Source organism: Spirillospora sp. NPDC000708, assembly GCF_040299565.1.
Taxonomy (GTDB): domain Bacteria; phylum Actinomycetota; class Actinomycetes; order Streptosporangiales; family Streptosporangiaceae; genus Spirillospora.
The window spans coordinates 17,773-42,425 of sequence record NZ_JBEPCJ010000069.1; the positions used below are offsets into that span (position 1 = coordinate 17,773).

A 24,653-nucleotide genomic window follows, 5' to 3' on the forward strand; every position below is an offset into this window, starting at 1 on the left:
GGGCATGCGGGACCCGCCGCGCGGCGCTGCGCGGCTTCGGCCGTACGGCCGGGAAGGAGGGCGGGGCTAGGCGCGGCTCATGGAGCCGCTCATCGTGATCCGGTCGCCGCGGAAGCGGATGAACTCCAGGTCCACGGGGCGCCCGTCCGACAGGTGGGTGAGGCGTTCGAGCATCAGCAGGGCGGCACCGCGCGGGGCGTCCAGGGTGGCGGCGGAGTGCGGGTCGGCGTTGACCGCCTCCAGCGTCACCTCGGCCCGGCCGAGCGGCCGGCCGGCGATGCGTTCGAGCAGGACGAAGATGTCGTTGCGGACCAGGTCCTCGGCCAGCAGCGGCTCGCCGAGGTCGCGCGGGATGTAGGTGAGGTCGAGGGAGAGCGGCAGCCCGTTCAGCCGCCGGATCCGCTCGATGTAGACGACCTGCTCCCCGGCGGGCAGCCGCAGCCGGGAGGACACCTCGCGGGACGGGGTGAGCAGGCCGGTCGTCCGGACCTCGTTGGCGACCTCGCCGTGCTCGCGCAGCGTCTCGGCGAGGCCGAGGAGCCGCTCCAGCCCGTGCGGGTACTTCTCGGCGACCGCGTGCGTGCCGACGCCGGGACAGCGCTCGATGAGGCCCTCGGCGCGCAGCAGCGCCAGGGCCTCCCGGACGGTGTTGCGGGACGCGCCGAACTCGCGGACGAGCTCGGCCTCGGCGGGCAGCGCGCCGCTGCGCAGGTCGCCGTAGAGCACCTGGCGGCGCAGGACGTCCGCGACCTGGCGGGCCCGGTCCGCGCGCGTCCGGCGCGGTTCGGCGGCGGCCGGCGGGGCCGGCGCGGTCGCCGAGCGGGTGTCGTCTCTCCTGGTCACGGCCATAAACCTACTAAAACGATGGGAATAGGTGAATAGCGGAGCCGTTGCGCCACCCCGAAAATCCACGGCACCCGCGTGACCTGCGCGGACGCGCCCGGCCTCCGCCGTCCCGCCACCTGCCGCGCCGCCTTCGCGCACCCTCCCGGGCCGCCTCCGCACCGCGCCCCGCGCCGACCCCGCGCCGACCCGCGCCGCCTCCGCCGGCCGGGCGGCCCGGCGCCCGGCCCCGCCCGGAGGCCGGGTGATCTTCCGGCGCCGCGCGCCCGCGTCCGCGCCCGCACGGCGATCCCGGCAGGCAGCGGCGAGGTTCCGGGCCCGGCAATGCTTGATCCAAAAGGGCGAAACCGGTCACCGGGAGGACTAACATCGGACTACGTGACGAGCATCGGACTTGACAGCGCAGACCTGGCCGGCCTCGACGTCGACGCCATCGTGATCGGAGCCGTCCCGGCGGACGCGGGGGCCGCGCCCGCCGCCGGCGCCGGGGACCTCGACCGCGCCATGGACGGGAGGCTCGCCGCGGCGCTCGGCGCCCTCGGCGCCACCGGCAAGCCCGGCGAGATCACCAAGCTGCCCACGCTGGGCGCCGTCACCGCCCCGGTGATCGTCGCCGCCGGGCTCGGCGAGGACCCCTCCGCCGAGGACCTGCGCCGCGCCGCCGGCGCCGCCGTCCGCGCGCTGGCCGGCTCCGGGAAGGTCGCGGTCGCGCTGCCCGCCCCGTCCGCCGCCGAGGCCGAGGCGGTCGCGCTGGGCGCGCTGCTCGGCGCCTACTCCTTCGACTCCTACCGGACCGGCGACGGCCACAAGAGCCCCGTCGCCGAGATCCGGCTCGCCGCCCCCGCCGCCACCGACGTGGCCGTGGAGCGCGCCCGCGTGCTGGCCGACGCCGTCAACCTGGTCCGCGACCTGGTCAACACCCCGCCGTCCGACCTCACCCCCGAGGACCTCGCCAACGAGGCCGAGCGGGTCGCCCGCGAGAGCGGCCTCGGCATCGAGGTCCTCGACGAGAAGGCGCTCGTCGACGGCGGCTACGGCGGCATCACCGGCGTCGGGCAGGGCTCGGTGAACCCGCCGCGCCTCGTCCGGCTCGCCTACTCCCACCCCGAGGCGTCCAAGACGCTCGCGCTGGTCGGCAAGGGCATCACGTTCGACTCCGGCGGCCTGTCCCTGAAGCCGACCGGCTCGATGGACTGGATGAAGTCCGACATGGGCGGCGCCGGCGCCGTCCTCGGCGCGATGGCCGCCATCGCCGAGCTGGCCCCGAAGGTCAACGTCGTCGGCTACCTGGCCATCGCCGAGAACATGCCGAGCGGCAGCGCCCAGCGCCCGTCCGACGTGCTGCGCATCTACGGCGGCAAGACCGTCGAGGTCCTCAACACCGACGCCGAGGGCCGCCTCGTGCTCGCCGACGCGCTGGTCCGCTCCGGCGAGGACGCCCCCGACCTGATCGTGGACGTGGCGACGCTGACCGGCGCGCAGCTGGTCGCGCTCGGCAGCCGCACCGCCGGGGTCATGGCCAACGACGACGACGTCCGTGAGAAGGTGGTGGCGGCGGCCGAGCGCGCCGGGGAGGCGTCCTGGGGCATGCCGCTGCCGGCCGAGCTGCGCAAGGGGCTCGACTCGGCGGTGGCCGACCTGGCGAACATCAGCGGCGACCGCTGGGGCGGGATGCTGGTCGCCGGCGTCTTCCTGAAGGAGTTCGTGCCGGACGGCGTGAAGTGGGCGCACCTCGACATCGCCGGCCCCTCGTTCCAGCAGGGCGAGCCCTACGGCTACACCCCGAAGGGCGGCACCGGGGCGGCGACCCGCACGCTCGTGCAGATCGCCGAGGACCTCGCGGCCGGGATCCTGTAGCGCCCGGCGGGGATTCCCCGGGGGCCGCCCGGCGGCGTCCGGAGCAGGACACAATAGATTTCTCGTGGCGGTGGGGGCCGTTGCAAGGCCGTCCCGCCCGAGAGCGCCGCGGCCCGCGCGGCGCCGTCTCCGGGAAAGGGAGCGTCCAGTGGCGAATAACGGCCCCTACGACATCGTGGTCCTGGGTGCCGGCAGCGGCGGCTACGCGTGCGCGCTGCGCGCCGCCGAACTCGGCAGGTCGGTCGCGCTCGTCGAGCGCGACGAGTCGCTCGGCGGGACGTGCCTCAACCGGGGCTGCATCCCCACCAAGGCGCTGCTGCACGCGGCCGAGGTGGCGGACCAGACCCGCGAGGCCGCGAAGTTCGGCGTCAACGCGGTGTTCGAGGGCATCGACGTCGCCGGCGTGAACGCCTACAAGGACCGGGTCGTCTCCACGACCGTCAAGGGCCTGACCGGGCTGATCAAGTCGCGCGGCATCGAGGTCGTGCACGGCGAGGGCCGGCTGACCGGCCCGACGACCGTCGAGGTCCGCACGCCCGCCGGCGAGACCCGCGCGCTGGAGGGCCAGCACATCGTGCTCGGCACCGGGTCGGCGCCGAAGTCGCTGCCCGGCCTGGAGATCGACGGCGAGCGCGTCATCTCCAGCGACCACGCGCTGCGGCTGGAGCACGTGCCCGGCTCCGTGATCATCCTCGGCGGCGGCGTCATCGGCGTCGAGTTCGCCAGCGTGTGGCGCTCGTTCGGCGCCGACGTCACCATCGTCGAGGCCCTCCCCCACCTGCTGCCGCTGGAGGAGGAGTCCAGCTCCAAGCGGCTCGAGCGGGCGTTCCGCAAGCGCGGCATCAAGTTCGAGCTCGGCACCCGGTTCGAGAGCGCCAAGGTCACCCAGGGCGGCATCTCCGTCACGCTGGAGGGCGGCAAGGTCGTCGACGCGGAGCTGCTGCTCGTGGCGGTCGGCCGCGGGCCGGTCTCCGACGGCATCGGCCTCGCGGAGGTCGGCGTCGAGCTGGAGCGCGGCTACGTCAAGGTCGACGAGTACTGCCGCACCAGCGTCCCCACCATCTCGGCCGTCGGCGACCTGGTCGCCACGCCGCAGCTGGCCCACGTCGGCTTCGCCGAGGGCATCCTCGTCGCCGAGCGGCTCGGCGGGCTCACCCCCGCGCCGATCGACTACGACGGGGTGCCGCGCATCACCTACTCCGATCCCGAGGTCGCCTCGGTGGGCATCACCTCCGCGGTGGCCCGCGAGCGCGGGTACGAGATCAACGAGGTCACCTACGACCTGGCCGGCAACCCCAAGAGCAAGATCCTGGGCACGCAGGGCGAGGTCAAGGTGATCGCGGCCGTGGACGGGCCGGTCCTCGGCCTGCACATGGTCGGCGCGCGCGTCGGCGAGCTGATCGCCGAGGGCCAGCTCATCTACAACTGGGAGGCCCTCCCGAGCGAGGTCGCCCAGCTGATCCACCCCCACCCGACCCAGTCCGAGGCGGTCGGCGAGGCGCATCTCGCGCTCGCCGGCAAGCCGTTGCACGTGCACGGCTGAACAACCGCGCACAGTATTTCTCTAAGGAGTCGCTGAGAGCCATGCCGGTCTCCGTCACTATGCCCCAGCTCGGCGAGAGCGTCACCGAGGGCACCGTCACCCGCTGGCTGAAGAAGGAGGGTGAGCGCGTCGAGACCGACGAGCCGCTTCTCGAAGTGTCGACCGACAAGGTCGACACCGAGATCCCCTCGCCCGCCTCGGGCATCCTGACCAGCATCACCGTCGCCGAGGACGAGACCGTCGAGGTCGGCGCCGAACTGGCCGTCATCGGGGACGAGGGCGACGCCCCGTCCGGCGCCCCCGCCCAGGAGCAGGCGCCCGCCGCGCAGGAGGCCCCCGCGCAGGAGCAGGCTCCGGCGCGGCCGGAGCCGCAGGAGGCTCCCCAGCAGCAGGCGCCGCCGCCCGCCGCGTGGCCGCCGCCCGCGCAGCAGCAGCCCGCCGCGCCGCCGGCCCCGGCCCCGGCGCCCGCTCCGCAGCAGCCGGCCGCCCCGGCTCCGGCCCCGGCGTCCCAGCAGGCCCCGCAGCCGGCGCAGGAGGCCGCGCCCGCCGGCGAGGGCCCGTACGTGACGCCGCTGGTGCGCAAGCTCGCCGCCGAGCACGACGTGGACCTGTCCGCGGTGAAGGGCACCGGCGTCGGCGGCCGCATCCGCAAGCAGGACGTCCTGGAGGCCGCGCGCGCCGCGCAGCAGGCCGCCGAGGCCGCCCGGCAGCAGGCGCAGCAGGCCCCGGCCGCCGCGCCGGCCGCCCCGGCCCGCCCGGCCGGCCGGCACGCCGCCCCCGCGCCCGAGGGCGCCCCGGCCGAGCAGCTCGCGCTGCGCGGCCGCACCGAGAAGATGTCCCGCATCCGGCAGACGATCGCCCGCCGCATGGTGGAGTCGCTGCAGGTGTCGGCGCAGCTGACCACCGTGGTCGAGGTGGACATCACCAAGATCGCGCGGCTGCGCGAGCAGGCCAAGGCCGACTTCCAGTCCCGCGAGGGCGTCAAGCTGTCCTTCCTGCCGTTCTTCGCGCTGGCCACGATCGAGGCGCTGAAGGCGCACCCGAAGGTCAACGCGGTCATCGACAGCGAGACCAACGAGGTCACCTACCACGACGTGGAGAACCTCGGCATCGCGGTGGACGTGCCCGAGCGGGGCCTGATGGTCCCGGTCGTGCACAACGCCGGGCAGCTCAACCTGGGCGGCCTCGCGCAGCGGATCGCCGACCTCGCCGAGCGCACCCGCACCAACAAGGTGAGCCCGGACGAGCTGTCCGGCGGCACGTTCACGCTGACCAACACCGGCAGCCGCGGCGCGCTGTTCGACACCCCGATCCTCAACCAGCCGCAGGTCGGCATGCTCGGCACCGGCGCCGTCGTCAAGCGGCCCGCCGTCATCGACGACCCGGAGCTGGGCGAGGTCATCGCGGTGCGGTCGATGGTCTACCTGGCGCTGACCTACGACCACCGGCTGATCGACGGCGCGGACGCCGCCCGCTTCCTCGGCACCATCAAGCACCGCCTGGAGGAGGGCAACTTCGAGGCCGACCTCGGCCTCTGACCGAACGCGGCCGTCGCCTCGCACGCCGCACCGGACCCCGCCGCCCCGCCCGGGCGGCGGGGTCCCGCGCGTTCCCGGGGAAACCCGGTCCCGGCCCGGCGGAAACACGGGACCCGGATGAGAATCTCAGCGTTCGCCGGCGCCGTCCCCGTAGGCTGGGGACATGAGGGTGACCGTGACGGGCTCGTCGGGCCTGATCGGATCGGCGCTGGTGCGGGCGCTGCGGGAGGACGGGCACGACGTCGTGCGGCTGGTGCGCCGCGAGCCGTCGGCACCGGACGAGGCGCGCTGGTCCCCCGCCGACGGGTGCGTCGAGGCGGCGGCGCTGGAGGGCGCCGACGCCGTCGTGCACCTGGCGGGCGCGGGCGTCGGCGACCGGCCGTGGACGAAGGCGTACAAGCGCCGGATCAGGGACAGCCGGCTCGACGGCACCCGGACGCTCGCGGAGGCGATCGCCGCGGCGGGCCGCCGCCCGCCGGTGCTGGTCTGCGGGTCCGCGATCGGCTTCTACGGCGACACCGGCGACCGGGAGGCCGACGAGAAGTCCCCGATGGGCGCCGGGTTCCTCGCCGCGCTCGTGCGGGACTGGGAGGCGGCCGCCGCACCAGCCCGCGAGGCGGGCATCCGGGTCGTCTACCCGCGCACCGGCGTGGTGCTGGCGCGCGGCGGCGGGATGCTCGGGCGGACGCTGCCGCTGTTCCGGCTCGGGCTCGGCGGCCGGCTCGGCGACGGGACGCAGTGGACGAGCTGGATCTCGCTCCCCGACGAGGTCGCGGCCCTGCGGTTCCTGATCGAGCACGAGGTGTCGGGGCCGGTGAACCTCACCGCCCCGGACCCGGTGACCAACGCCGCGTACACCGAGGCGCTGGCGCGGGCGCTGCACCGCCCGGCGCGGCTGGCCGTCCCGAAGGCGGTGCTGCGGTCCGCGCTGCGCGACTTCGCCGACGAGGGCCCGCTGGTCAGCCAGCGGGTGCTGCCGCGGCGGCTGGAGCACGCCGGCTTCCGGTACCGGCATCCCGACGTGGACTCCGCGCTGGCCGCCCTCCTGTGACCGGCCGACGCCGACGCGCCGAGACCAAGATTGGCTAAAATCACGGACGCTCCCGCTCGGTGGCCATACGGTGACATTGAGAGAGCTTGCCGACGTGGAGGGCGAATGAGCACCGACGGACAGCCGCACATCCTCGCCATCGGCGGGGGCACGTTCGTCCCGGACGGCCGGGAGGGCATCGCCCCGAGCCCGCTGATGCGCTACGCGCTCGACCTGACCGGGCAGGACCGCCCCCGGATGTGCTTCCTGACGACGGCGGTGGGCGACGGCGCCGAGTACGTCGCGCGCTTCTACGCCGGGTTCTCCCAGCTGGACGCCGAGGTCAGCCACCTGTCGCTGTTCCCGATGCCGAGCGTCCCGGACATGCGCGCGCACCTGCTCACCCAGGACCTGATCTACGTGTCCGGCGGCAGCGTCGCGAACCTGCTGGCGCTGTGGCGGCTGCACGGCCTGGACGAGATCATGCGGGAGGCGTGGCAGGAGGGCGTGGTGCTGTCCGGGCAGAGCGCGGGCGCGCTGTGCTGGCACGTCGGCGGCAACACCGACTCCTTCGGCCCGCAACTGCGGCCGCTCACCGACGGGCTGGGCTTCCTGCCGTACTCGTGCGGGGTGCACTACGACAGCGACCCGCAGCGCCGCCCGCTGCTGCAGCAGCTCGTCGGCGAGGGCACGCTGCCCGGCGGGTACGCGGCGGACGAGTCGGTCGGCCTGCACTACGTCGGCACCGAGTTCGTCCAGGCCGTGTCGTACCGGCAGGACGCGGGCGCCTACCGGGTCGAGCCGGACGGCCCCGCCACCGCGAAGGAGACCCGGCTGGAGCCCCGCCGGCTGGCGTCCCTCTGAGGAAGCGGTCGGCGGGCGGCATAGGCTGGCGGGCGTGAGTGATCTGGACGTGCGGGGGGCCGCACCCGAGACGCCCCCCGGAGAAGCGCCGGCGACCGGCCGGCTGGTGATCGTCCACGCGGGCTTCGGCACCGCGGCCGTCCCCTACCTGGACGGCTGGGAGCTGCAGAAGCGCACGCACGCCCGGCGCGTGGACGACCTGATCCCCGACACCGTCCTGCTGATGGAGCACCAGCCGGTGTACACGGCGGGCAAGCGGACCGCGGCGCTCGACCGGCCGTTCGGCGACCCCGGCGCCCCGGTCGTGGACGTCGACCGCGGCGGCAAGATCACCTGGCACGGGCCGGGGCAGCTCACCGGCTACCCGATCGTCCGGCTGCCCGACCCCGCCGACGTCGTCTCCTACGTGCGGCTGCTGGAGCGGATGATGATGGCGGTGTGCGCCGAGTTCGGCCTGGAGACCACCACGGTCGAGGGCCGCAGCGGGCTGTGGGTGCCCGGCTCCCCCGACCGCAAGATCGGCTCGATCGGGATCCGGGTGGCGCGCGGGGTGGCGATGCACGGGTTCATGCTGAACTGCGACAACGACATGGGCTGGTTCGACAAGATCGTGCCGTGCGGCATCCGGGACGCCGGGTCCACGAACCTCAGCCGCGAGGTCGGCCGGGGCGTCCCCGTCGCCGAGGTGACCCCGCTGGTGGAGCGCCACCTCGCGGAGGCGCTCGGCGCGCGGGAGACCTTCCACCGGACGAGGGCGCATCTCGACGCCTGATCCCGGCGGTCAGTCGTTGGGGAACATCACCTTGTAGACGGCGTGGCCCTCGTCCGCCGCGGCCCGGTAGAACGCGACCAGGGCCTCGTAGGCGGGCTTCAGGACGCGGTCGCGGGCGGCGGAGTCCATCCGGCCCGCGTCCTGCACGCCGGCCTGCACCATCACCGCCGGCTCGAAGCGGCCGGCGACGTGGCCGAACGGCGTCGCCGCCAGGTGGTCGGCGGCCGGCTTCACCCGGTCCGGCGCCAGGTAGATCACGTCCATGCCCAGCTCGTCGGCGCCGTCCTCGGTGAGCAGCCGCCCGCCGCACACCACGTCGGCCTCCGGCTGGCGCCCCTCCCAGGGGTCGCCGGTCACCAGGTAGTGCAGCGCCTGCCACGTCCCGCCGATGTCCAGCGGCGCGAACGGCACGCGGCGCCGCCAGTCCCGTTCGCCGAACACGCGCCGGGCGATCCGGGTGGGATCCGGCTCACCCTCCAGCACCGGCGGCACCCTGAGGTACGACATTGCCAGACCCACTGCGGTCCTCCATGCGAACGCTGTTGCGTGACGACAGGGAGTCACCCTAGAGAGAACCGCCGGTGGCCATGCACCGAAACACGCGAATCGACGGTGTGAGCGGGGTAACGTCACACGTTCGAGATACGTCCGATACTGCTGCGTTAACTGCGCCGGGCCGCCCGCGGCGGCCTCCCCGCGGCCTCCCCGCGGCCTCCGCCCCGACGCGCGCGATGTGCCGGTCCGCTGATCGCGACGTACCCTGAACAGGTGACGACGGTGACACCTGAGGGGCGCAAGCTCCTGCGCATAGAGGCCCGCAACAGCCAGACCCCGATCGAGCGCAAGCCCGAGTGGATCAAGACGCGGCTGAAGATGGGCCCGCAGTACAAGGAGCTCATCGGCCTGGTGAAGTCCGAGGGCCTGCACACGGTGTGCCAGGAGGCGGGCTGCCCCAACATCTTCGAGTGCTGGGAGGACCGCGAGGCCACCTTCCTCATCGGCGGCGACCAGTGCACCCGGCGCTGCGACTTCTGCCAGATCGACACCGGCAAGCCCGCCGCGTTCGACCGGGACGAGCCCCGCCGCGTCGCGGAGTCCGTCGCCACGATGGGCCTGAAGTACGCCACCGTCACCGGCGTCGCCCGCGACGACCTGGAGGACGGCGGCGCCTGGCTGTACGCCGAGACGGTCCGGCGGATCCACGCGGCCGTGCCCGGCTGCGGCGTCGAGCTGCTGATCCCGGACTTCAACGCCGTCCCCGAGCAGCTCGCCGAGGTCTTCTCGTCCCGTCCCGAGGTGCTGGCGCACAACGTCGAGACCGTCCCGCGGATCTTCAAGCGGATCCGGCCCGGGTTCCGCTACGAGCGGTCCCTCGAGGTGATCACCAAGGCGCGCGAGGACGGCCTGGTCACCAAGTCGAACCTGATCCTCGGCATGGGCGAGACCCGCGAGGAGGTCTCCGCGGCGCTGCGCGACCTGCACGAGGCGGGCTGCGAGCTGATCACCATCACCCAGTACCTGCGGCCGAGCCCGCGCCACCACCCGGTGGAGCGGTGGGTGAAGCCCGAGGAGTTCGTCGAGCTGAACGCCGAGGCCGAGGAGATCGGCTTCGCGGGCGTCATGTCCGGGCCGCTCGTCCGCTCCAGCTACCGCGCCGGACGCCTCTACAAGCAGGCGATCGAGGCCCGCCAGAGCTGATTCCGGCGGTCCGGACCGTCCTCGCCTGCGTTTCGCCGTGCGAGGACGGTGTCGGGCCGGGGGTCCCGGCCGACTATCCTTGGGTTCATGTCGAAAACGCCCGCGGACGGGAGCCAGGAGCGTCCGGGCCGCCTCAAGCAGATCCGCATGGTCGCCCAGGTGCTCCGCCAGGCCGACCCGAAGGCCCTTCCGATCGTCGCCGCGTCGGCGATCGGCACCCTGATCGTCGTCATCGTGATCGGGCTGGTGATCGGCCGGCTGTGGTTCTTCGTCCCGCTGGGCATCCTCGCCGGCGCCGCCGTCGGCCTGATCGTCTTCGGTCAGCTGGCGCAGCGCGCGCAGTACAAGGTCATCGCCGGGCAGCCCGGCGCGGCCGCCGCGGTGCTGAAGAACATGCGCGGTGACTGGACGGTCACCGAGGCCGTCAGCGGCAACCGCAACCTCGACATGGTGCACCGCGTCGTGGGCCGTCCCGGCGTCATCCTGGTCTCCGAGGGCCCCCGCAACCGGGTCGGGCAGCTGCTGGGCGCGGAGAAGAAGCGGATCTCCCGCGCCGCGCAGCAGGTGCCGATCTACGACGTGCAGGTCGGCGACGACGAGGATCAGATCCCCGTCGGCAAGCTGCAGCGGCACCTGATGAAGCTGCCCCGCAACCTCACCAAGGCGCAGGTCGGGGAGCTGAACGACCGGCTGCAGGCGCTGCCCCGGTCGATGCAGATGCCGAAGGGCCCGATCCCGAAGGGCGCGAAGATGCCGAAGGGCCCCAAGCCCAAGATGCGGTGACCGCACCGCCGGTACCGCACCGCCGGTGGAGCGCCCCCTCGGGGGCGCTTTCCCGTTTCCGGGCCGCGTTTCCCGGGCCGGATCTCCGGGTCAGATGGTGACGACGGCGGTGTTGGACGCGCGGTCGTGCATGCCGCGGTAGTCGCGGTCCCAGATCAGCGCCGGGACGACGAGGACCAGCAGGAGCGACCGGGCGAACCCCATGAGGAACCCGACGGGCCGGCCGTCCAGCCGCACCACCCGGATGCCGCACAGCCGCTTGCCGATCGTGGTGCCGATCGTCGCGGTGAGCAGCCACGCCTGGATCCCGAAGATCACCAGCGTCCACAGGCTGCGCTGCGGCGCCGACCAGTCGAGGGCGGCCGCCAGGCCGCTCGCGACCAGCGTCGACAGCGCCCAGTCGATGAACAGCGCGAACAGCCGGCGGCCGTAGGACGCGACGGCGCCGCTCCCGCTCTCCGGCAGCCCGAGGCGCTCGCCGGGACGGCCGAGGTCGGCTCCCGCCGCGCGCGCGCCGCCGAGCCACGTCTGCGTCCATCGCGGCCGTGCGGCCTGCTGCTCTTTACCACCGCTCATGGCCTCTACGCTATCCGCTCCCCTGGCGGGTTCCGACCCGGCTCCCCAGGGGAGGGGACGAGGGTGGGGGCAAGGCGGGGGCGTCCTTGGAGCAGGGCGCCGGCGCCCCGCTTAACACAGCCGAAACATATGGGACACGGCCGGGAAACGGCCCCGCCGTAGGCTGCGAGACGCCCAAGAGCGCACCAAGGAGGCTGGATGTTCAGCAGCGCCGAAGAGGTCCTGAGCTATCTCGAGAACGAGGACGTCAAGTTCGTCGACTGCCGGTTCGTGGACCTGCCGGGCAAGATGCAGCACGTCACGATCCCGACCGGCAACTTCGGGCGGCGGGCCTTCGAAGACGGCATGATGTTCGACGGTTCGTCCGTCCGCGGGTTCCAGGAGATCCACGAGTCGGACATGCTGCTTCTCCCGGACCCGGCCACGGCCGTCCTGGACCCGTTCCGGCAGCACAAGACGCTGATCCTGAACTTCTTCGTGCACGACCCGCTGACGGGCGAGCCGTACAGCCGCGACCCCCGCAACGTCGCCAAGAAGGCCCAGGACTACCTGCGCGGGACCGGCATCGCCGACACCGCCTACTGCGGTCCCGAGGCCGAGTTCTACATCTTCGACGACGTCCGCTTCGAGACGAAGCAGAACGCCGGCTACTACTTCCTGGACTCGGTGGAGGGCGCCTGGAACACCGGCCGGGAGGAGCCCGGCGGCAACCTCGGCGCCAAGCCCGGCTACAAGGGCGGCTACTTCCCCGTCCCGCCGATGGACCACTACACCGACCTGCGCTCGGAGATGGCGACGCAGCTGCTCGCCTCCGGCATCGAGGTCGAGCTGCAGCACCACGAGGTCGGCACGGCGGGCCAGTCGGAGATCGGCGTCCGCTTCGACACGCTGCTGAAGGCCGCCGACAACCTGCTGCTGTACAAGTACATCGTCAAGAACGTGGCGCGGGGCGCCGGCAAGACGGTGACGTTCATGCCGAAGCCGATCTTCGGTGACAACGGGTCGGGCATGCACGTCCACCAGTCGCTGTGGAAGGACGGCGCGCCGCTGTTCTACGACGAGGTCGGCTACGCGGGCCTGTCGGACACGGCGCGGCACTACATCGGCGGCCTGCTGCGGCACGCCCCGTCCCTGCTGGCCTTCACGAACCCGACGGTCAACAGCTACCACCGGCTCGTCCCGGGCTTCGAGGCGCCGGTCAACCTGGTGTACTCGCAGCGCAACCGGTCGGCGTGCATCCGCGTCCCGATCACCGGCTCGAACCCGAAGGCCAAGCGCATCGAGTTCCGCGTGCCGGACCCGTCCTGCAACCCCTACCTCGCCTTCTCGGCGATGCTGATGGCGGGCCTGGACGGCATCAAGAACAAGATCGAGCCGCCGGAGCCGATCGACAAGGACCTCTACGAGCTGCCGCCGGAGGAGGCCCGCGCGATCCCGCAGGTCCCCGGCTCGCTGCCGGCCGTCCTGGCCGCGCTCGAGTCCGACCACGACTACCTGCTGGAGGGCGGCGTCTTCACCCCGGACCTCATCGAGACCTACATCGCGATGAAGAACGAGTTCGAGATCGACCCGGTCCGCCTGCGCCCCCACCCGCACGAGTTCGAGCTGTACTACGACGTGTGATCGTCGTTGGGGAAGGCCCGCGAGGACGCCTCGCGGGCCTTTCGCGTTCCCGGGGGTCAGGCGATCCGGCGGGTGTAGACGACGCGGTCGACGAGCCGCTCGGCCTGGCCGGGCGGGGTGAAGTAGAGGTCGAAGCGCGGGTGCGCGCCGAGCGTGATGACGGTGCGCATAGGGATGGTCTTACCGAGGTACTCGGGGCCGAGGATGCCCGGGTCGGTGAACGTGCCGGGGATCGACAGCACCGAGGTGACCTGCGACAGCGCCGGGCCGCGGTAGGTCATCGCGGTCGGGGTGACGCTGTCGAACGTCGTCCACTCGTAGCGGCGGTCGATGTTGGAGAAGCCGAGGACGCCGAGCCGGAAGTACTTCTTGCCGCCGAGCGTGCCGTCGGTCCGCTCCTGGAGGAACCGGCCGCCGGTCTTGGCGATCCAGCTCGTCCGGACGGTGATGTCGCGGGACACGATCGGCGTGCCGTCGCCGCTGAGGATGTAGTTCTCCTTGACGGCCTTCCAGGTGCCGACGAGCTGGTCGAGGCGGTGGTGGAAGGGGCCCGGGTCCAGCGGGCCGGCGCTCGGCCGGGGCTCCGGCGGGGCGGTGGCGGAGGCCGCGGCGGATCCGGTGAGCCCGAGGATCGCGGCCGCGGCGACGGGCAGGACGAGCTTCTTCAGCATGATCGGTCCCCTCTGGTCACGCGAAGGACGCGGCGTGCGCGGCGGCCCACTGCTCGAAGGTGCGGGGCGGACGGCCCGTGACGTCGCGGACGGTGGTGGTGACGACCGATTCGTCCAGCGAACCGGCGACGTAGAAGTCGAAGAACGCGTCCACGTACTTCTCGGGCATGTTCTGGAGCATCTCCTTGCGGGCCTCGTCGTCCGGCAGGGCGTCCAGGCGCAGGTCGCGGCCCAGCACGCCGCCCAGGATCCGGAGCCGGTCGGCGGGCCGCAGCGGCTCCGGGCCGGTGACGCGGAGCACCTGGCCGCGGTACTCGTCCCGCAGCAGCGCGGTCGCCGCGACGGCGCCGATGTCGGCCGGGTCGATCACCGCGATCGGCACGTCCGCGAACGGGGCGCGCACCACGTCGCCGGCCTTGAGCTGCGGGATCCACTCGAACGTGTTGGACATGAACCCGTTCGGCCGCACGAAGGTCCACGCGAGCCCGGAGTCGCGGACGGCCGCCTCCGACTCGATCATGTAGCGGCCGACCGCGTTGGTCGTGTCGCCCGACTCCACCGAGGACCCCGACAGCAGCACCACGTGCTCGACCCCGGCGCGGCCCGCCTCGGCCAGCAGGTCCGCCGTCCCGTCGTAGCCGGGCAGCAGGAACAGCCCGCGCACGCCCCGAAGGGCCGGCACGAGCGTCTCCGGCTCGTTCAGGTCGCCGGTGACGTACTCGACGCCGTCCGGCGCGTCCGCCGGGGCCCCGCCCCGCGTCAGCGCCCGTACCGGCTCCCCCGCCGCCGCCAGCGCCGCCGCCACCTCGCGCCCGACATTGCCGGTCCCGCCCGTCACCAAGAACATCGCTCCGCGCTCCCCTCTTTGTTAGGGAACGTTCCCTAACAAAGCGGTACGCTAGAGCCATGCGTCGGATATGGCAAGGGGTCCGGTGATGCGCCGCAGCGCCGCCGAGACACGGGAGCACCTCCTGGAGGTCGCCCACGACCTGTTCTACTGGCAGGGCATCAAGGGCGTCGGCGTGGACAAGATCGCCGCCACCGCCGGCGTCGCGCCCACGACCCTCTACCGGCTGTTCGCGTCCAAGGACGACCTGATCACCGCCTACGTCACCCGCGCGGACGGCCTGTACAAAGAATGGTTCGACGCCACCGCCGGCGACGAGGGGCGGCCCGCGCGCGCCCGGATCCTCGCGCTGTTCGACGCGCAGACCGAGCAGATCCAGCCGGACCGCTGCCGCGGCTGCCCGTTCCTCATGGCCCTCGCCGAGATCCCCGACGCCGCCCATCCCGCCCACCAGGCCGCCGCCGGGACGAAGCGATGGGTCCGCGCCCGCTTCGCCGACCTCGCGGCGTCCGCCGGGGTCGCCTCCCCCGGCGACGTCGCGGACCAGCTGGCACTGGCCTTCGAGGGCGCCTACGCGTCCGTCCAGGCCCTCGGCGTCGACGGCCCGGCACGCCACGCCCGCCGCCTCGCCGAACTCATCCTCGACGCCGCGTCCGGACCCGCCTGACAGGGGCCTTCCGGGCCGTACACGACCTGTGCACCGCCGCGCCACGGCGGTGCACAGGTCGGTCCAGCAGTCGCCGAACCGTCGGAACGCCTAGCTGGTGCGGGTGGTGTGGGTCCACTTGTAGTACTTGTCGGCGACGTTGGCGTAGGTGATGTGGGACGAGTAGACGGCGGCGCTTCCGGACGGGGAGGTGCGGAGGCGGTAGAACCACATGTCGCCGAGGCTGTCGTAGGCGCCGATGTAGCCGTCGCCATAGCCGAACAGCTGGCTCGCGGGACGGGACGAGTTGCACCTGCTCAGCCAGACGGCGTTGTTGTAGGTCTTCCAGTCCGTGGTGAGGCAGGTGCCGGTGGAGCGGTTCTTCAGCTCGTTGTAGGTCCTGCCGCCGCCGATCCAGTCCCACTGCTGCGTCTTGCCGCCGGTGCAGCCGGCGACCCACACCTTCCCGGTCGAGGAGCCGGTGAGGCACTTGCCGCTCTGGCCGCTCTTGAACGTCCAGTAGACGGCGGCGGCGGAGGCCGGGGTGAGCGAGCCGGAGACGGCGACGAGGGAGGCGGCGAGACCGGTGGTCAGCGCGAGGCGCGCGGGCCGCGAGGTGTTCTTCATGGTCCGGGAGCCTGGCGAGGGCGGGCCAACGCCCGCGATCACGGTCGTTGAGCGCGGCGGGCCGGAGCATGAACGCTGGGTGTACGGCAGGCGTCCTGGGCCCTAAGAGGTCGTAACAGAATCAGCGGACGAGGCGTCGCCAGCAGATGATGGCTGCGGCGAGGGTCATGAAGGCCTCGTGGATGTCGTCGCGGATCTCCCAGCGGATGCGTAAGCGGCGGAACCAGTGCAGCAGGCCGATGGTGCGTTCGACGACGTAGCGGTGGACGCCCAGCCCGGACCCGTGCGGGGTGCCGCGGCGAGCGATGACCGGTTTGATGCCCTTGGTCCACACCAGGCGCCGGTATTTGTCGTGGTCGTAGCCGCGGTCGGCCAGCAGCCGCCCGGGTCTTCGCCGAGGCCGGCCGACCCGGCCCCGGACGGGCGGCACCGCCTCCAGCAGCGGCATCAACTGAGTGACGTCGTTACGATTCCCACCGGTCAACGACACCACGAGCGGGATGCCGTTGCCGTCGGTCAGCAGGTGGTGCTTGGAGCCCGGCCGGCCACGGTCGACCGGGCTCGGCCCGGTTTTGGGCCGCCCTTCAACGCCCGCACATGGGAGCTGTCGATCACCGCCCTGGACCAGTCCAGCTGCCCGGCGGCATGCAGCTCCTCCAGCAGCAGCCGGTGCAGCCGCTCCCACACCCCGGCGTGGTGCCATTCGGCCAGCCGCCGCCAGCACGTCATACCCGACCCGAACCCCAGCTCCTGGGGCAGGAACTCCCACCGGATCCCGGTGTGCAAGACGAACAAGATCCCGCACAACACCCTGCGGTCGTCCAGCCGCTTACGCCCGGCGTGGCGCTTACGGCGCTCCACCTTCGGCAGCAGCGGCTCGACCCGCTCCCACAGGCTGTCGGGCACGATCCACGGGGGTTGCTCACCCTTACGCACCCACCCACACCACACCCGACCATCACTACATGTCGCGCTACATGCACATTTTGTTATGACCTCTTAGTGCGTGTTTGAGGAGGATCTTGTTATAGGTATTCGAGGGGGCGCCGGGCTTGGCGGATGACGGGCTGTCCGCCGCGGGCCAGGCGGCGGGTCATGAGGCCGATGGCTGCCCATCGGATCATGGCTTCGCTGGTGGCGGGATGGCGTTCGTAGTCACGGGCCAGCCGCCGGTGGGCGGTGAGCCATGCGAGCGTCCGCTCGACCGCCCCTCTGCGGGGGAGCACGGCGAATCCCTTCTGGTCTGCGGGCTTGCGGACGATGCTCAGGGTGGTGCGCAGGGTGCCTGCGGCCCAGCCGACCAGCCGTCCGGCGAACCCGGCGTCGACGAACCCGGCGTCGGCGAACCCGGCGTCGGCGAACCCGGCGTCGGCGAACACGAACCGACAGGTGGGCGAGGTGAGATACAGCCCCAGCAGCGTGCCTTCGGCGCCATCGCGGTCCTGGACGTTCGCAGCGCACACCGTCACCGTGATGAGCAGGCCGAGGGTGTCGGTGACGATGAAGCGCTTGCGGCCGGTCACCTTCTTGCCGGCGTCATACCCTCGGGTGTCGCTGCCGACGGTGTCGGCGGCCTTGACGCTCTGGGAGTCGATGATGCCCGCGCTGGGGTCGTCGTCACGGCCCTGCACCCGGCGGACCTGCCGGCGCAGCACGTCCAGCATGCGCAGCGTGACCCGCTGCTTCTCCCACCGCACGAAGTACCAGTACACCGTCGGCCACGGCGGGAAGTCGGCAGGCAGCTGCCGCCAGGCGCAGCCGGTGCGGACCACGTACAGCACCGCATCCACGATCTCGCGCCGCGAGTGCTTCTCTGGCCGGCCACCGCTACCGGCCGGTGGCAACAGCGGCTCTACCAGCGCCCATTCGTCATCGGTCAGGTCCGAGGGGTAACACGACGTCCGAGCCATCGCCACACCCTGCACCAACCAGCACACGGCATCACGCAGCCACACCGACCTAGATCAACTTCTCAATCACGCACCTAGAGGTCATAGCAAAATGTGCATGTGGCGCGACATTTAGTGATGGTCGGGTGTGGTGTGGGCGGGTGCGTAAGGGCGAGCAACCCCCATGGATCGTGCCCGACAGCCTGTTGGAGCGGATCGAGCCGCTGCTGCCGAAGGTGGAGCGCCGTAAGCGCCACGCCGGCCGTGAGCGGTTGGACGACCGCCGGGTGTTGTGCGGGATCTTGTTCGTGCTGCATACCGGGATCCGGTGGGAGTTCCTGCCTCAGGAGTTGGGGTTCGGGTCGGGGATGGCGTGCTGGCGGCGGCTGGCCGAATGGCACCGGGCGGGCGTGTGGGAGCGGCTGCACCGGCTGCTACTGGAGGAACTGCACGCCGCCGGGCAGTTGGACTGGTCCAGGGCGGTGATCGACAGCTCTCACGTACGGGCATTGAAAGGTGGCCCAAAACCGGGCCGAGCCCGGTCGACCGGGGCCGGCCGGGCTCCGAACACCACGTGCTGACCGACGGGCACGGTATCCCGCTCGCCTTGTCGGTGACGGGCGGGAACCGCAGGCGACGTCACGCAGTTGATGCCGCCGCTGGAGGCGGTACCACCGGTCCGGGGCCGGGTCGGCCGACCTCGGCGATGACCCGGGCGGCTGTTGGCCGACCGCGGCTAACGACCACGACAAATACCGGCGCCTGGTCTGGGCCAAGGGCAGCAAGCCGGTCATCGCCCGACGCGGCAGCCCACACGGGTCCGGGCTGGGCGTCCACCGCTACGTCGTCGAGCGCACCATCGGCCTGCTGCACTGGTTCCGCCGCCTGCGCATCCGCTGGGAGATCCGCGACGACATCCATGAGGCCTTCATGACCCTCGCCGCAGCCATCATCTGCTGGCGACGCCTCGTCCGCTGATTCTGTTACGACCTCTAAGACCCACTGACGCCCGGGGCCTGAGACCTCGCCCGCCCAACTGGCCATGCGCCACGGGCCGTGAGGCCCCGGGCCCTAGGACCACCCGTCCGCCGCCCCCGCCCGCGCCAAGGCCGCGGCCAGCCTGTCCAGGTGCCCCGCGTCCTGGCCGGTCATGCGTCGTGCCAGGTGACGGTGTCGGAGTCGCGGCACGCCTCGGCGACCGGGCCGAGGTCCACGTAGACGGCCCGGCCGAGCGGGCACAGCGCCACCCGGCGCACGCGTCCCCACGTACCCGGCGGCGCCTCGGCCAGCCCCTCCCGAACGTGCCGCCGCGCCGCCTCACGGTCGTCGGTGACACCGCCCGCCCCACCGTCCACGAAAACGTCCCACGTGAAGAGTTCACAGACCCTGCGATGGTGTTGTGTGTTCGCCATGTGACGCAGAGTGCACAAGAGGCGGACGCGGAGTGGACAGGGTTTCTGTCCCCTGGTTCAGACAAGAAGACCGATGCGGTTGGCGAGGTCGCGGGCGCCGCGCCGCACGTCGGCCGGGCCTTCTGAGGCGAGCTCGACGGTCATGCGGCGGGCGTAGCCGTTGTAGCGGACGGTCTCGGGCGCGGTGGTGTGGGCATCGTCGAGGGCGGCGAGCGTCGCCCCCGCGTCGCCGGTCGACCGCCACGCACGCGCTACCTCGACCAGGTGGCGGCCGCGGCGGGGCCGCGAGGGGATGGTGGCGCGGGCCGCGCGGCCCGCGTGCCTGCGCGCCTCGCCGGCCTGGCGGAGTTCGACGGCGATCGTCACGGCGTGCGCACCCATGATGACCTGCGAGAACGACGTCATCGGGTCATAGTGCGCGGGTGGCAGCGACCGGGCGATGCGGTCGGCCTCGTCCCACCAGCGCCAAGCGGTGCCGGCCTGCCCTGCGCGCGCGGCGGTGTAGGCGACCTCGTGGTGGAGGGCGCCCCATGTGGCCCGCAGGGGGACGTCGTCGTCCGTGATGCGGGGCCGCAGCCAATCGAGGCCCTCGCGGTTGACCGCCTCGGCCGCGTCGAAGTCGCAGGCGTCCCGGTGCGCCTGGGCGGCGAGCCACACGGCGCCACCGAACGCCTTCGGGTCCTCGGACTCCTCGGCCGCCATGATGCTGCGCTCGACGACGCGCCAGAGGAGGTCGGCGGACGGCTGGTAGGCGAGGAAGAACTGGGCGAGGTTGTAGATCTGCGCGAGCAGCGACAGGGCGCGGCGCCGCTGCGCGCCCTCGTAGGTCCGGACGGCGCGCTTGGCGTCCCGGATCAGGTCCGGCAGCAGGGCGCCGAGCACGGTGCGGTGGTCGGGTGCGGCGTGCCGGGCGCGCCACGCCGCGTCCAGCCGGGACTGGAGGTGGGAGAGCGGCGGGGGCGGGTCGGTCATCGAGACGGCGACGGCGTTGATCGCGTCGCGGACGGCCCCGAGCGCCGGGTGCCCGGGTCCCCGGAACATCCTCGTGGGCATCGGGCCGCCGCCGGTGAGGCGCGCGACGTCCCGCAGCTTCAGGGCCTCGGCGAGGCTCAGCAGCGTGGGGAGCTTGGGCTCGCCGATCTCGCCGCGCTCCACGGCTTTGACCCACCGGCCGTTCCTGCCGATGAGGCCGCCGAGCACCTCGCGGGACATCCCGCGCCGTTCCCGGAAGTAGCGGATGCGTTGCCCGACGGTCAGGTCGGGGTCGGCCGGATCGATGCCTCGTTCGTCCATGTCCCGCCGCCTTTCGAGGGGTCTTGGGGTCCAGGTTAGGCGGGGTGGGCGCCGTGGACGGCGGTCTCCAGGACGAAGTCCTGGCGGTGGGTGCGGCCGGTGGTGAGCAGGACGCGGGCCACGGCGGGCGTGTGCCCCCGGGCGAGGAGCAGGACGGTGACGAAGTCCTCCGGGAGGCCGGCGGCGGCGTAGCGGCCCTCGTCGTCGGTGCGGGTGCGCATGAGCTGGCGGCCGCCGGTGGCGAGGACGGTGACCAGGGCGTCGGCGACGGGGTCGCCGGAGGCGGTGCGGACGGTTCCGACGAGGCCGGGGACCACCTCGCCGAAGTGCTCGTGGTGCGCGGGGCTGACGGCGTGCGGGGCGGGGGCCTCGAAGGTGGGGTCCTCGACCAGCTCCTCTTCGGCGGCGGCGCCGGCCTCGGCCTCCGCGCCCTTGCGGTGCTGGACGTAGGCGCCGACGCCGACCAGGGCGAAGCCGGCGGCGGCCCAGCCGCACAGGACGAGGGTGGGCCGCAGCAGCCCCTCGTAGTCGAAGTAGAAGACGCCGTGCAGGGCGTCCAGGAGGTTGCCGAGCGGCATGACGGGATGCAGCGCGCGGAAGAAGCCGGGTACGAGCTGGTACGGGATGGCGCCGCCGCTGGACGGGATCGACAGCAGCACGAACAGGGTGATCGCGACGCCCGGGATGAACTGCCGGACGAACGGGACGAGGCCGTAGGTGAACTGGGCGACCGCCTGCGTGATCAGGAAGCCGTAGGCGATGGCGACCGGGTCGTTGGGGACGACGTCCATGGCGAGCGCGACGTAGAACCCGACCACGGCCATGAACGCGCCCATGACGGCGAGGGTGAGGACCTTGACGCGGCGGCTGAGGGTGACGGCGCGCATCAGCATCATGACGGCGATGTAGGGCGCGATGTTCCAGGCCATGGACAGGTAGAACAGGCCGGTGCCGGTGACGTCGCCCCTGGCGGTGGGGACGAGTTCGACGGTCCGGATGGTCTGCCCGCCTTGTTTCGCGACACTGGTGAAGGTGCTGGTGGCGGCCTGTTCGAGGAAGGTGCCGTCGGCCTTGGCGATGAAGAGGGTGGCCTGGGCGGGGCCTTCGACGCTGTAGGCGGCGACGACCTGGCGGCTGAGGATCTTCTTGCGGGCGTCCGACGCGTCCCCGACGGGGATGATCTCGAACGCGCCGGGCGCCTTCCGGTCGAGCGCGGGTCCGAGCCGTCCCGCGACCGCCGGCGGGGACACCGCGACCCGCACGTCGTGCGGCTCCGGCGAGTGGAACGGCAGCATGTAGCAGATCAGGAAGCCGAAGAAGAACAGCAGCGGGAACCACAGGCTTCCGGCGAGCGACGTCAGCAGGGTCGGCTCGTCCTCGGACTCGTCGGTCACGCGCGGGGACCTTTCTGGACGGATCGGGCGGCACGCGCGTGGAGCACGGGCGCGGCGCTGGCATCATGTGCCGGGAGATCGCGGCGGAGGGAGCGGCGGGCGGGATGGCGGGCGACCCCAAGGAGGTCCTGCGGAGCGGGCTGGCTCTGCTGGACGCCGCCCATGCCCTGGTCGCCGATCACCGGCGCGCGGTCGGCGCGGTGCACGAGGCGCTGGGGCCGCTGCGCGCGGACGCGGCGCGCGGTCAGCTGGCGGAGATCCCGGTCGCGCGGCTGAAGGACGTGACGGACGGGCGGCTGCGGCTGGCGCCGCTGGAGCAGGCCGGGCTGACGACCGTCTTGGACGTGCTGGACGCGACGCCGTACCGGCTCCAGCTGGTGCCGGGCGTCGGGCCCCAGACGGCGGCGCAGATCCAGGCCGCGGCGCGCAGCCTGGCGGAGGCGGCGGAGCGCGCGGCGGGGATCCGGATCGACGCCGGGCGGCGGGATCCGGCGACGACCGCGCTGGTCGTGGCGCTGCACCGGCTCGTGAACGCGGGTCCCGAGCTGCGGCGCGCCCGCAAGGCGGCCGACGAGCTGGCGGAGCGGCTGAGCCCGCTGGCGCACGACGCGCGGCCCGCGGCGTCGTGGTGGCGGCGCGTCGTCGCGCTTCCGGCGCGCCGGGAACGCGCCCGCCGCGCGCTCGCGGAGCTGGCGGACGCGGTGGAGCACGCCCGCGAGGAGCGCCTGCTGATCTCGCAGGCGTCGGTGGACCTGCTGCGTCCGGGCGCGTCCGCCGGCGAGGCGTGGATCGACTACGAGCTGCGCGGGTCGGACTACCAGACGCTGCTGGCGGAGCTGGCCGCCGTGGGGCCGGAGCGGGCCGCGGCGGAGGGGTACCTGCCGGACGACCTGGCCGCACGGGTCAAGGCGCAGCCGCTCGACGAGACGTACCGGCGGGTGTCGCTGCGCGGCTACCAGTCGTTCGGGGCGCGCTTCGCGCTCGTCCAGCGCCGGGTGATCCTCGGCGACGAGATGGGCCTCGGTAAGACGGTCCAGGCGATCGCGGCGATCGCGCATCTGCGCGCGGAGGGCGCGACGCACTTCCTGGTGGCGTGCCCGGCCAGCGTGATGATCAACTGGGTGCGGGAGATCGAGGACCGCAGCCGGCTGGCGGCGCGCCCCCTGCACGGTCCCGGCCGGGCGGCGGCGCTGGCGGAGTGGGCGGACGCGGGCGGCATCGCGGTGACCACCCTCGACACGCTGCACGCGCTGGACGTCCCGGACGAGGTGCCCGTCGCGATGGTCGTGGTGGACGAGGCGCACTACGCCAAGAACCCGGAGACGCGGCGCGCGAAGGCGGTGGCCGCGTGGTGCGCGCGGGTCGAGCGGGTGCTGTTCCTCACCGGCACGCCGATGGAGAACCGCGTCGAGGAGTTCCGCAGCCTGGTCGGGCACCTGCGGCCCGACCTCGTCCCGTCGATCAGGCCGAGCGACGCGGCGGTGGGGCCGCGGGCGTTCCGGCGGGCCGTCGCGCCCGCGTACCTGCGCCGCAACCAGCGGGACGTGCTGGTCGAGCTGCCCGAGGTGCAGGAGATCGAGGAGTGGGAGGAGTTCAGCCCGGCGGACGAGGTCGCCTACCGGCAGGCCGTCGCGGACGGCAACTTCATGGCGATGCGGCGCGCCGCGTACGCCGACCCGAAGCGGTCGGCGAAGCTGGCGCGGCTCACCGAGCTGGTCGACGAGGCGGACCGCAACGGGCTGAAGGTCGTGGTGTTCTCCTACTTCCGGGACGTGCTGGCGGCCGTGGAGCTCGTGGTGGGCCCGGCGGCGCGCGGGCCGATCTCCGGGTCGATGCCGGCGGCGCGGCGGCAGCAGCTCGTGGACGACTTCACGGCCGAGCCGGGGCACGCGGTGCTGCTGGCGCAGATCCAGGCGGGCGGCGTGGGGCTGAACCTTCAGGCCGCCTCGGTCGTGATCATCTGCGAGCCGCAGGTGAAACCGACCATGGAGGAGCAGGCGATCGCCCGCGCGCACCGCATGGGGCAGGCCCGGACCGTCCAGGTCCACCGGCTGCTCACCCCGCACGGAGTGGACGAGCGAATGCTGCGGATCCTGCGGGGCAAGGCCCGGTTGTTCGACGAGTACGCGCGCCGCAGCGATCTCGCGGAGCGCACGCCGGACGCGGTCGACCTGTCCGAGCAGGCCCTCGCGCGGCAGATCGTCCAGGAGGAGCAGGAGCGGCTCGGCACCGCGCCGTGAGCGCGCGGCGCGGCGCCGCGCCGGCGGGAAGAAGCACCGTGTCCGGCGCGTTCGGGCAGGCGGGCCCGGTTCGGGCCGCCGACGATCGGAGGGGATGACATGGCCGAGGTCAGGGTGGAGCGCACCGAGGACGGTTTCCAGGCCGTCAACGGGCGGGGCGCCCGCGTCGCCATCGGGGACGGGGACACCGAGGGCGCGTTCACGCCGGTCGAGCTGCTGCTGGCGGCGCTCGGCGGCTGCGAGCTGGTGACCGTGGAGCCGCTGACGGCGCAGCGCGGGCACCGGATGGCGCGGCTCGCCGCGACCGTCCAGGCGGAGAAGGTCGAGACCAGCAGGCTCGGCACCATCACGGTCACCTACGACGTCGAGCTGCCCGAGGGCGACGACAAGGCCGAGGACGTCCTCAAGGCGGTCGCCAAGCGCGTCCACGAGCGGTACTGCACCGTCGGGAACGCGCTGAAGGAGCCGATGAAGGTCGACCAGATCGTCTGACCCCGGGCCCGTCGT

General features: G+C 72.9%; 23 protein-coding genes and 1 pseudogene. 13 read left to right on the plus strand and 11 right to left on the minus strand.

Annotated elements, in window-relative coordinates; genetic code table 11:
* Positions 1–66: 66 nt before the first annotated feature.
* Positions 67–843, minus strand: coding sequence for a GntR family transcriptional regulator (locus tag ABT299_RS36630; protein WP_500253542.1), 777 nt, complete (start codon positions 841–843; stop codon positions 67–69).
* Positions 844–1,167: 324 nt separating this feature from the next.
* Here ABT299_RS36630 and ABT299_RS36635 point away from each other — a divergent pair, with 324 nt between their 5' ends.
* From ABT299_RS36635 to lipB, 6 genes are all read left to right on the plus strand, one after another.
* The gene (locus tag ABT299_RS36635) at positions 1,168–2,700 is read left to right on the plus strand and encodes a leucyl aminopeptidase (protein ID WP_190868905.1); all 1,533 of its coding nucleotides are present in this window, start codon (positions 1,168–1,170) and stop codon (positions 2,698–2,700) included.
* Positions 2,701–2,848: 148 nt separating this feature from the next.
* Complete coding sequence (gene lpdA, locus ABT299_RS36640; protein ID WP_190868906.1) at positions 2,849–4,243, plus strand: dihydrolipoyl dehydrogenase; 1,395 nt, start codon at positions 2,849–2,851, stop codon at positions 4,241–4,243.
* Between the two features lie 41 nt (positions 4,244–4,284).
* Positions 4,285–5,781, plus strand: a complete 1,497-nt coding sequence (sucB, locus tag ABT299_RS36645; protein WP_500253543.1) for a 2-oxoglutarate dehydrogenase, E2 component, dihydrolipoamide succinyltransferase — start codon at positions 4,285–4,287, stop codon at positions 5,779–5,781.
* A gap of 163 nt (positions 5,782–5,944) precedes the next feature.
* Positions 5,945–6,832: a TIGR01777 family oxidoreductase gene (locus ABT299_RS36650; RefSeq protein WP_500253544.1), complete on the plus strand. Its 888-nt coding sequence runs from the start codon at positions 5,945–5,947 to the stop codon at positions 6,830–6,832.
* Positions 6,833–6,937: 105 nt separating this feature from the next.
* The gene (locus tag ABT299_RS36655) at positions 6,938–7,675 is read left to right on the plus strand and encodes a Type 1 glutamine amidotransferase-like domain-containing protein (RefSeq protein ID WP_190864374.1); all 738 of its coding nucleotides are present in this window, start codon (positions 6,938–6,940) and stop codon (positions 7,673–7,675) included.
* Between the two features lie 49 nt (positions 7,676–7,724).
* On the plus strand, positions 7,725–8,447 hold the full coding sequence (gene lipB / locus ABT299_RS36660; protein WP_500253557.1) for a lipoyl(octanoyl) transferase LipB: 723 nt from the start codon (positions 7,725–7,727) through the stop codon (positions 8,445–8,447).
* Positions 8,448–8,456: 9 nt separating this feature from the next.
* Here the strand turns inward: lipB and ABT299_RS36665 are convergent, their stop codons facing one another.
* Positions 8,457–8,954 carry a YfbM family protein gene (locus ABT299_RS36665; protein WP_194737447.1) on the minus strand — a complete coding sequence of 166 codons (498 nt, stop codon included), beginning with the start codon at positions 8,952–8,954 and terminating at the stop codon, positions 8,457–8,459.
* 261 nt (positions 8,955–9,215) lie between these two features.
* Here ABT299_RS36665 and lipA point away from each other — a divergent pair, with 261 nt between their 5' ends.
* Positions 9,216–10,145 (plus strand): lipoyl synthase, encoded by a 930-nt coding sequence (gene lipA, locus ABT299_RS36670; protein WP_190864367.1) that lies wholly within the window; start codon positions 9,216–9,218, stop codon positions 10,143–10,145.
* 87 nt (positions 10,146–10,232) lie between these two features.
* Positions 10,233–10,928 carry a DUF4191 domain-containing protein gene (locus ABT299_RS36675; RefSeq protein ID WP_190864365.1) on the plus strand — a complete coding sequence of 232 codons (696 nt, stop codon included), beginning with the start codon at positions 10,233–10,235 and terminating at the stop codon, positions 10,926–10,928.
* 90 nt (positions 10,929–11,018) lie between these two features.
* On the opposite strand, the gene ABT299_RS36680 is transcribed toward ABT299_RS36675, so the two are convergent.
* On the minus strand, positions 11,019–11,504 hold the full coding sequence (locus ABT299_RS36680) for an RDD family protein (RefSeq protein ID WP_190864362.1): 486 nt from the start codon (positions 11,502–11,504) through the stop codon (positions 11,019–11,021).
* A 198-nt stretch (positions 11,505–11,702) separates the two neighbouring features.
* Between ABT299_RS36680 and glnA the strand changes: the two genes are divergently transcribed.
* The gene (gene glnA, locus ABT299_RS36685) at positions 11,703–13,127 is read left to right on the plus strand and encodes a type I glutamate--ammonia ligase (protein WP_190864360.1); all 1,425 of its coding nucleotides are present in this window, start codon (positions 11,703–11,705) and stop codon (positions 13,125–13,127) included.
* A gap of 56 nt (positions 13,128–13,183) precedes the next feature.
* Here glnA and ABT299_RS36690 read toward each other — a convergent pair whose 3' ends face one another.
* Positions 13,184–13,798, minus strand: a complete 615-nt coding sequence (locus ABT299_RS36690) for a DUF1579 family protein (RefSeq protein WP_387028876.1) — start codon at positions 13,796–13,798, stop codon at positions 13,184–13,186.
* A 16-nt stretch (positions 13,799–13,814) separates the two neighbouring features.
* A complete protein-coding gene (locus tag ABT299_RS36695) occupies positions 13,815–14,645 on the minus strand; it encodes an NmrA family NAD(P)-binding protein (RefSeq protein WP_500253545.1) in 831 nt (276 codons plus the stop codon).
* An 88-nt stretch (positions 14,646–14,733) separates the two neighbouring features.
* Between ABT299_RS36695 and ABT299_RS36700 the strand changes: the two genes are divergently transcribed.
* Complete coding sequence (locus tag ABT299_RS36700; RefSeq protein ID WP_500253546.1) at positions 14,734–15,312, plus strand: TetR/AcrR family transcriptional regulator; 579 nt, start codon at positions 14,734–14,736, stop codon at positions 15,310–15,312.
* A 90-nt stretch (positions 15,313–15,402) separates the two neighbouring features.
* Here ABT299_RS36700 and ABT299_RS36705 read toward each other — a convergent pair whose 3' ends face one another.
* The 3 genes from ABT299_RS36705 to ABT299_RS36715 form a co-directional block, all read right to left on the minus strand.
* The gene (locus tag ABT299_RS36705) at positions 15,403–15,918 is read right to left on the minus strand and encodes an RICIN domain-containing protein (RefSeq protein ID WP_500253547.1); all 516 of its coding nucleotides are present in this window, start codon (positions 15,916–15,918) and stop codon (positions 15,403–15,405) included.
* 121 nt (positions 15,919–16,039) lie between these two features.
* Positions 16,040–16,827, minus strand: a protein-coding gene (locus ABT299_RS36710) for an IS5 family transposase (protein WP_500253558.1) whose coding sequence is annotated in 2 segments (ribosomal slippage) — positions 16,040–16,494 and positions 16,494–16,827 — 789 coding nt in all. Because the reading frame shifts where the segments join, the coding sequence is not laid out codon by codon here.
* A 116-nt stretch (positions 16,828–16,943) separates the two neighbouring features.
* Entirely contained in the window at positions 16,944–17,828 is an 885-nt protein-coding gene (locus tag ABT299_RS36715) for an IS5 family transposase (protein WP_500253559.1), read from the minus strand.
* A gap of 167 nt (positions 17,829–17,995) precedes the next feature.
* On the opposite strand from ABT299_RS36715, the pseudogene ABT299_RS36720 reads away from it, so the two are divergent.
* Positions 17,996–18,785: pseudogene (locus ABT299_RS36720) on the plus strand (IS5 family transposase).
* A 170-nt stretch (positions 18,786–18,955) separates the two neighbouring features.
* Here the strand turns inward: ABT299_RS36720 and ABT299_RS36725 are convergent.
* The 3 genes from ABT299_RS36725 to ABT299_RS36735 all read right to left on the minus strand — a co-directional run bounded on the left by ABT299_RS36725 (position 18,956) and on the right by ABT299_RS36735 (position 21,906).
* Complete coding sequence (locus tag ABT299_RS36725; protein ID WP_500253548.1) at positions 18,956–19,162, minus strand: hypothetical protein; 207 nt, start codon at positions 19,160–19,162, stop codon at positions 18,956–18,958.
* A gap of 114 nt (positions 19,163–19,276) precedes the next feature.
* Positions 19,277–20,512, minus strand: a complete 1,236-nt coding sequence (locus tag ABT299_RS36730) for a helix-turn-helix domain-containing protein (RefSeq protein WP_500253549.1) — start codon at positions 20,510–20,512, stop codon at positions 19,277–19,279.
* Positions 20,513–20,547: 35 nt separating this feature from the next.
* On the minus strand, positions 20,548–21,906 hold the full coding sequence (locus ABT299_RS36735) for a carboxypeptidase regulatory-like domain-containing protein (protein ID WP_500253550.1): 1,359 nt from the start codon (positions 21,904–21,906) through the stop codon (positions 20,548–20,550).
* 65 nt (positions 21,907–21,971) lie between these two features.
* On the opposite strand from ABT299_RS36735, the gene ABT299_RS36740 reads away from it, so the two are divergent.
* Both ABT299_RS36740 and ABT299_RS36745 read left to right on the plus strand, forming a co-directional pair.
* Positions 21,972–24,146, plus strand: a complete 2,175-nt coding sequence (locus ABT299_RS36740) for a DEAD/DEAH box helicase (protein ID WP_500253551.1) — start codon at positions 21,972–21,974, stop codon at positions 24,144–24,146.
* 99 nt (positions 24,147–24,245) lie between these two features.
* A complete protein-coding gene (locus tag ABT299_RS36745; RefSeq protein WP_190864341.1) occupies positions 24,246–24,638 on the plus strand; it encodes an OsmC family protein in 393 nt (130 codons plus the stop codon).
* Positions 24,639–24,653 lie beyond the last annotated feature (15 nt).

Excerpts from the sequence above, each read along its gene's own strand:
- ABT299_RS36635 (WP_190868905.1), top strand. The coding sequence starts at position 1,168 with ATGCTTGATCCAAAAGGGCGAAACCGGTCACCGGGAGGACTAACATCG.
- sucB (WP_500253543.1), top strand. The coding sequence starts at position 4,285 with ATGCCGGTCTCCGTCACTATGCCCCAGCTCGGCGAGAGCGTCACCGAG.
- ABT299_RS36650 (WP_500253544.1), top strand. The coding sequence starts at position 5,945 with ATGAGGGTGACCGTGACGGGCTCGTCGGGCCTGATCGGATCGGCGCTG.
- ABT299_RS36655 (WP_190864374.1), top strand. The coding sequence starts at position 6,938 with ATGAGCACCGACGGACAGCCGCACATCCTCGCCATCGGCGGGGGCACG.
- ABT299_RS36665 (WP_194737447.1), bottom strand. The coding sequence starts at position 8,954 with ATGTCGTACCTCAGGGTGCCGCCGGTGCTGGAGGGTGAGCCGGATCCC.
- ABT299_RS36675 (WP_190864365.1), top strand. The coding sequence starts at position 10,233 with ATGTCGAAAACGCCCGCGGACGGGAGCCAGGAGCGTCCGGGCCGCCTC.
- ABT299_RS36680 (WP_190864362.1), bottom strand. The coding sequence starts at position 11,504 with ATGAGCGGTGGTAAAGAGCAGCAGGCCGCACGGCCGCGATGGACGCAG.
- glnA (WP_190864360.1), top strand. The coding sequence starts at position 11,703 with ATGTTCAGCAGCGCCGAAGAGGTCCTGAGCTATCTCGAGAACGAGGAC.
- ABT299_RS36690 (WP_387028876.1), bottom strand. The coding sequence starts at position 13,798 with ATGCTGAAGAAGCTCGTCCTGCCCGTCGCCGCGGCCGCGATCCTCGGG.
- ABT299_RS36695 (WP_500253545.1), bottom strand. The coding sequence starts at position 14,645 with ATGTTCTTGGTGACGGGCGGGACCGGCAATGTCGGGCGCGAGGTGGCG.
- ABT299_RS36700 (WP_500253546.1), top strand. The coding sequence starts at position 14,734 with ATGCGCCGCAGCGCCGCCGAGACACGGGAGCACCTCCTGGAGGTCGCC.
- ABT299_RS36705 (WP_500253547.1), bottom strand. The coding sequence starts at position 15,918 with ATGAAGAACACCTCGCGGCCCGCGCGCCTCGCGCTGACCACCGGTCTC.
- ABT299_RS36715 (WP_500253559.1), bottom strand. The coding sequence starts at position 17,828 with ATGGCTCGGACGTCGTGTTACCCCTCGGACCTGACCGATGACGAATGG.
- ABT299_RS36730 (WP_500253549.1), bottom strand. The coding sequence starts at position 20,512 with ATGGACGAACGAGGCATCGATCCGGCCGACCCCGACCTGACCGTCGGG.
- ABT299_RS36740 (WP_500253551.1), top strand. The coding sequence starts at position 21,972 with ATGTGCCGGGAGATCGCGGCGGAGGGAGCGGCGGGCGGGATGGCGGGC.
- ABT299_RS36745 (WP_190864341.1), top strand. The coding sequence starts at position 24,246 with ATGGCCGAGGTCAGGGTGGAGCGCACCGAGGACGGTTTCCAGGCCGTC.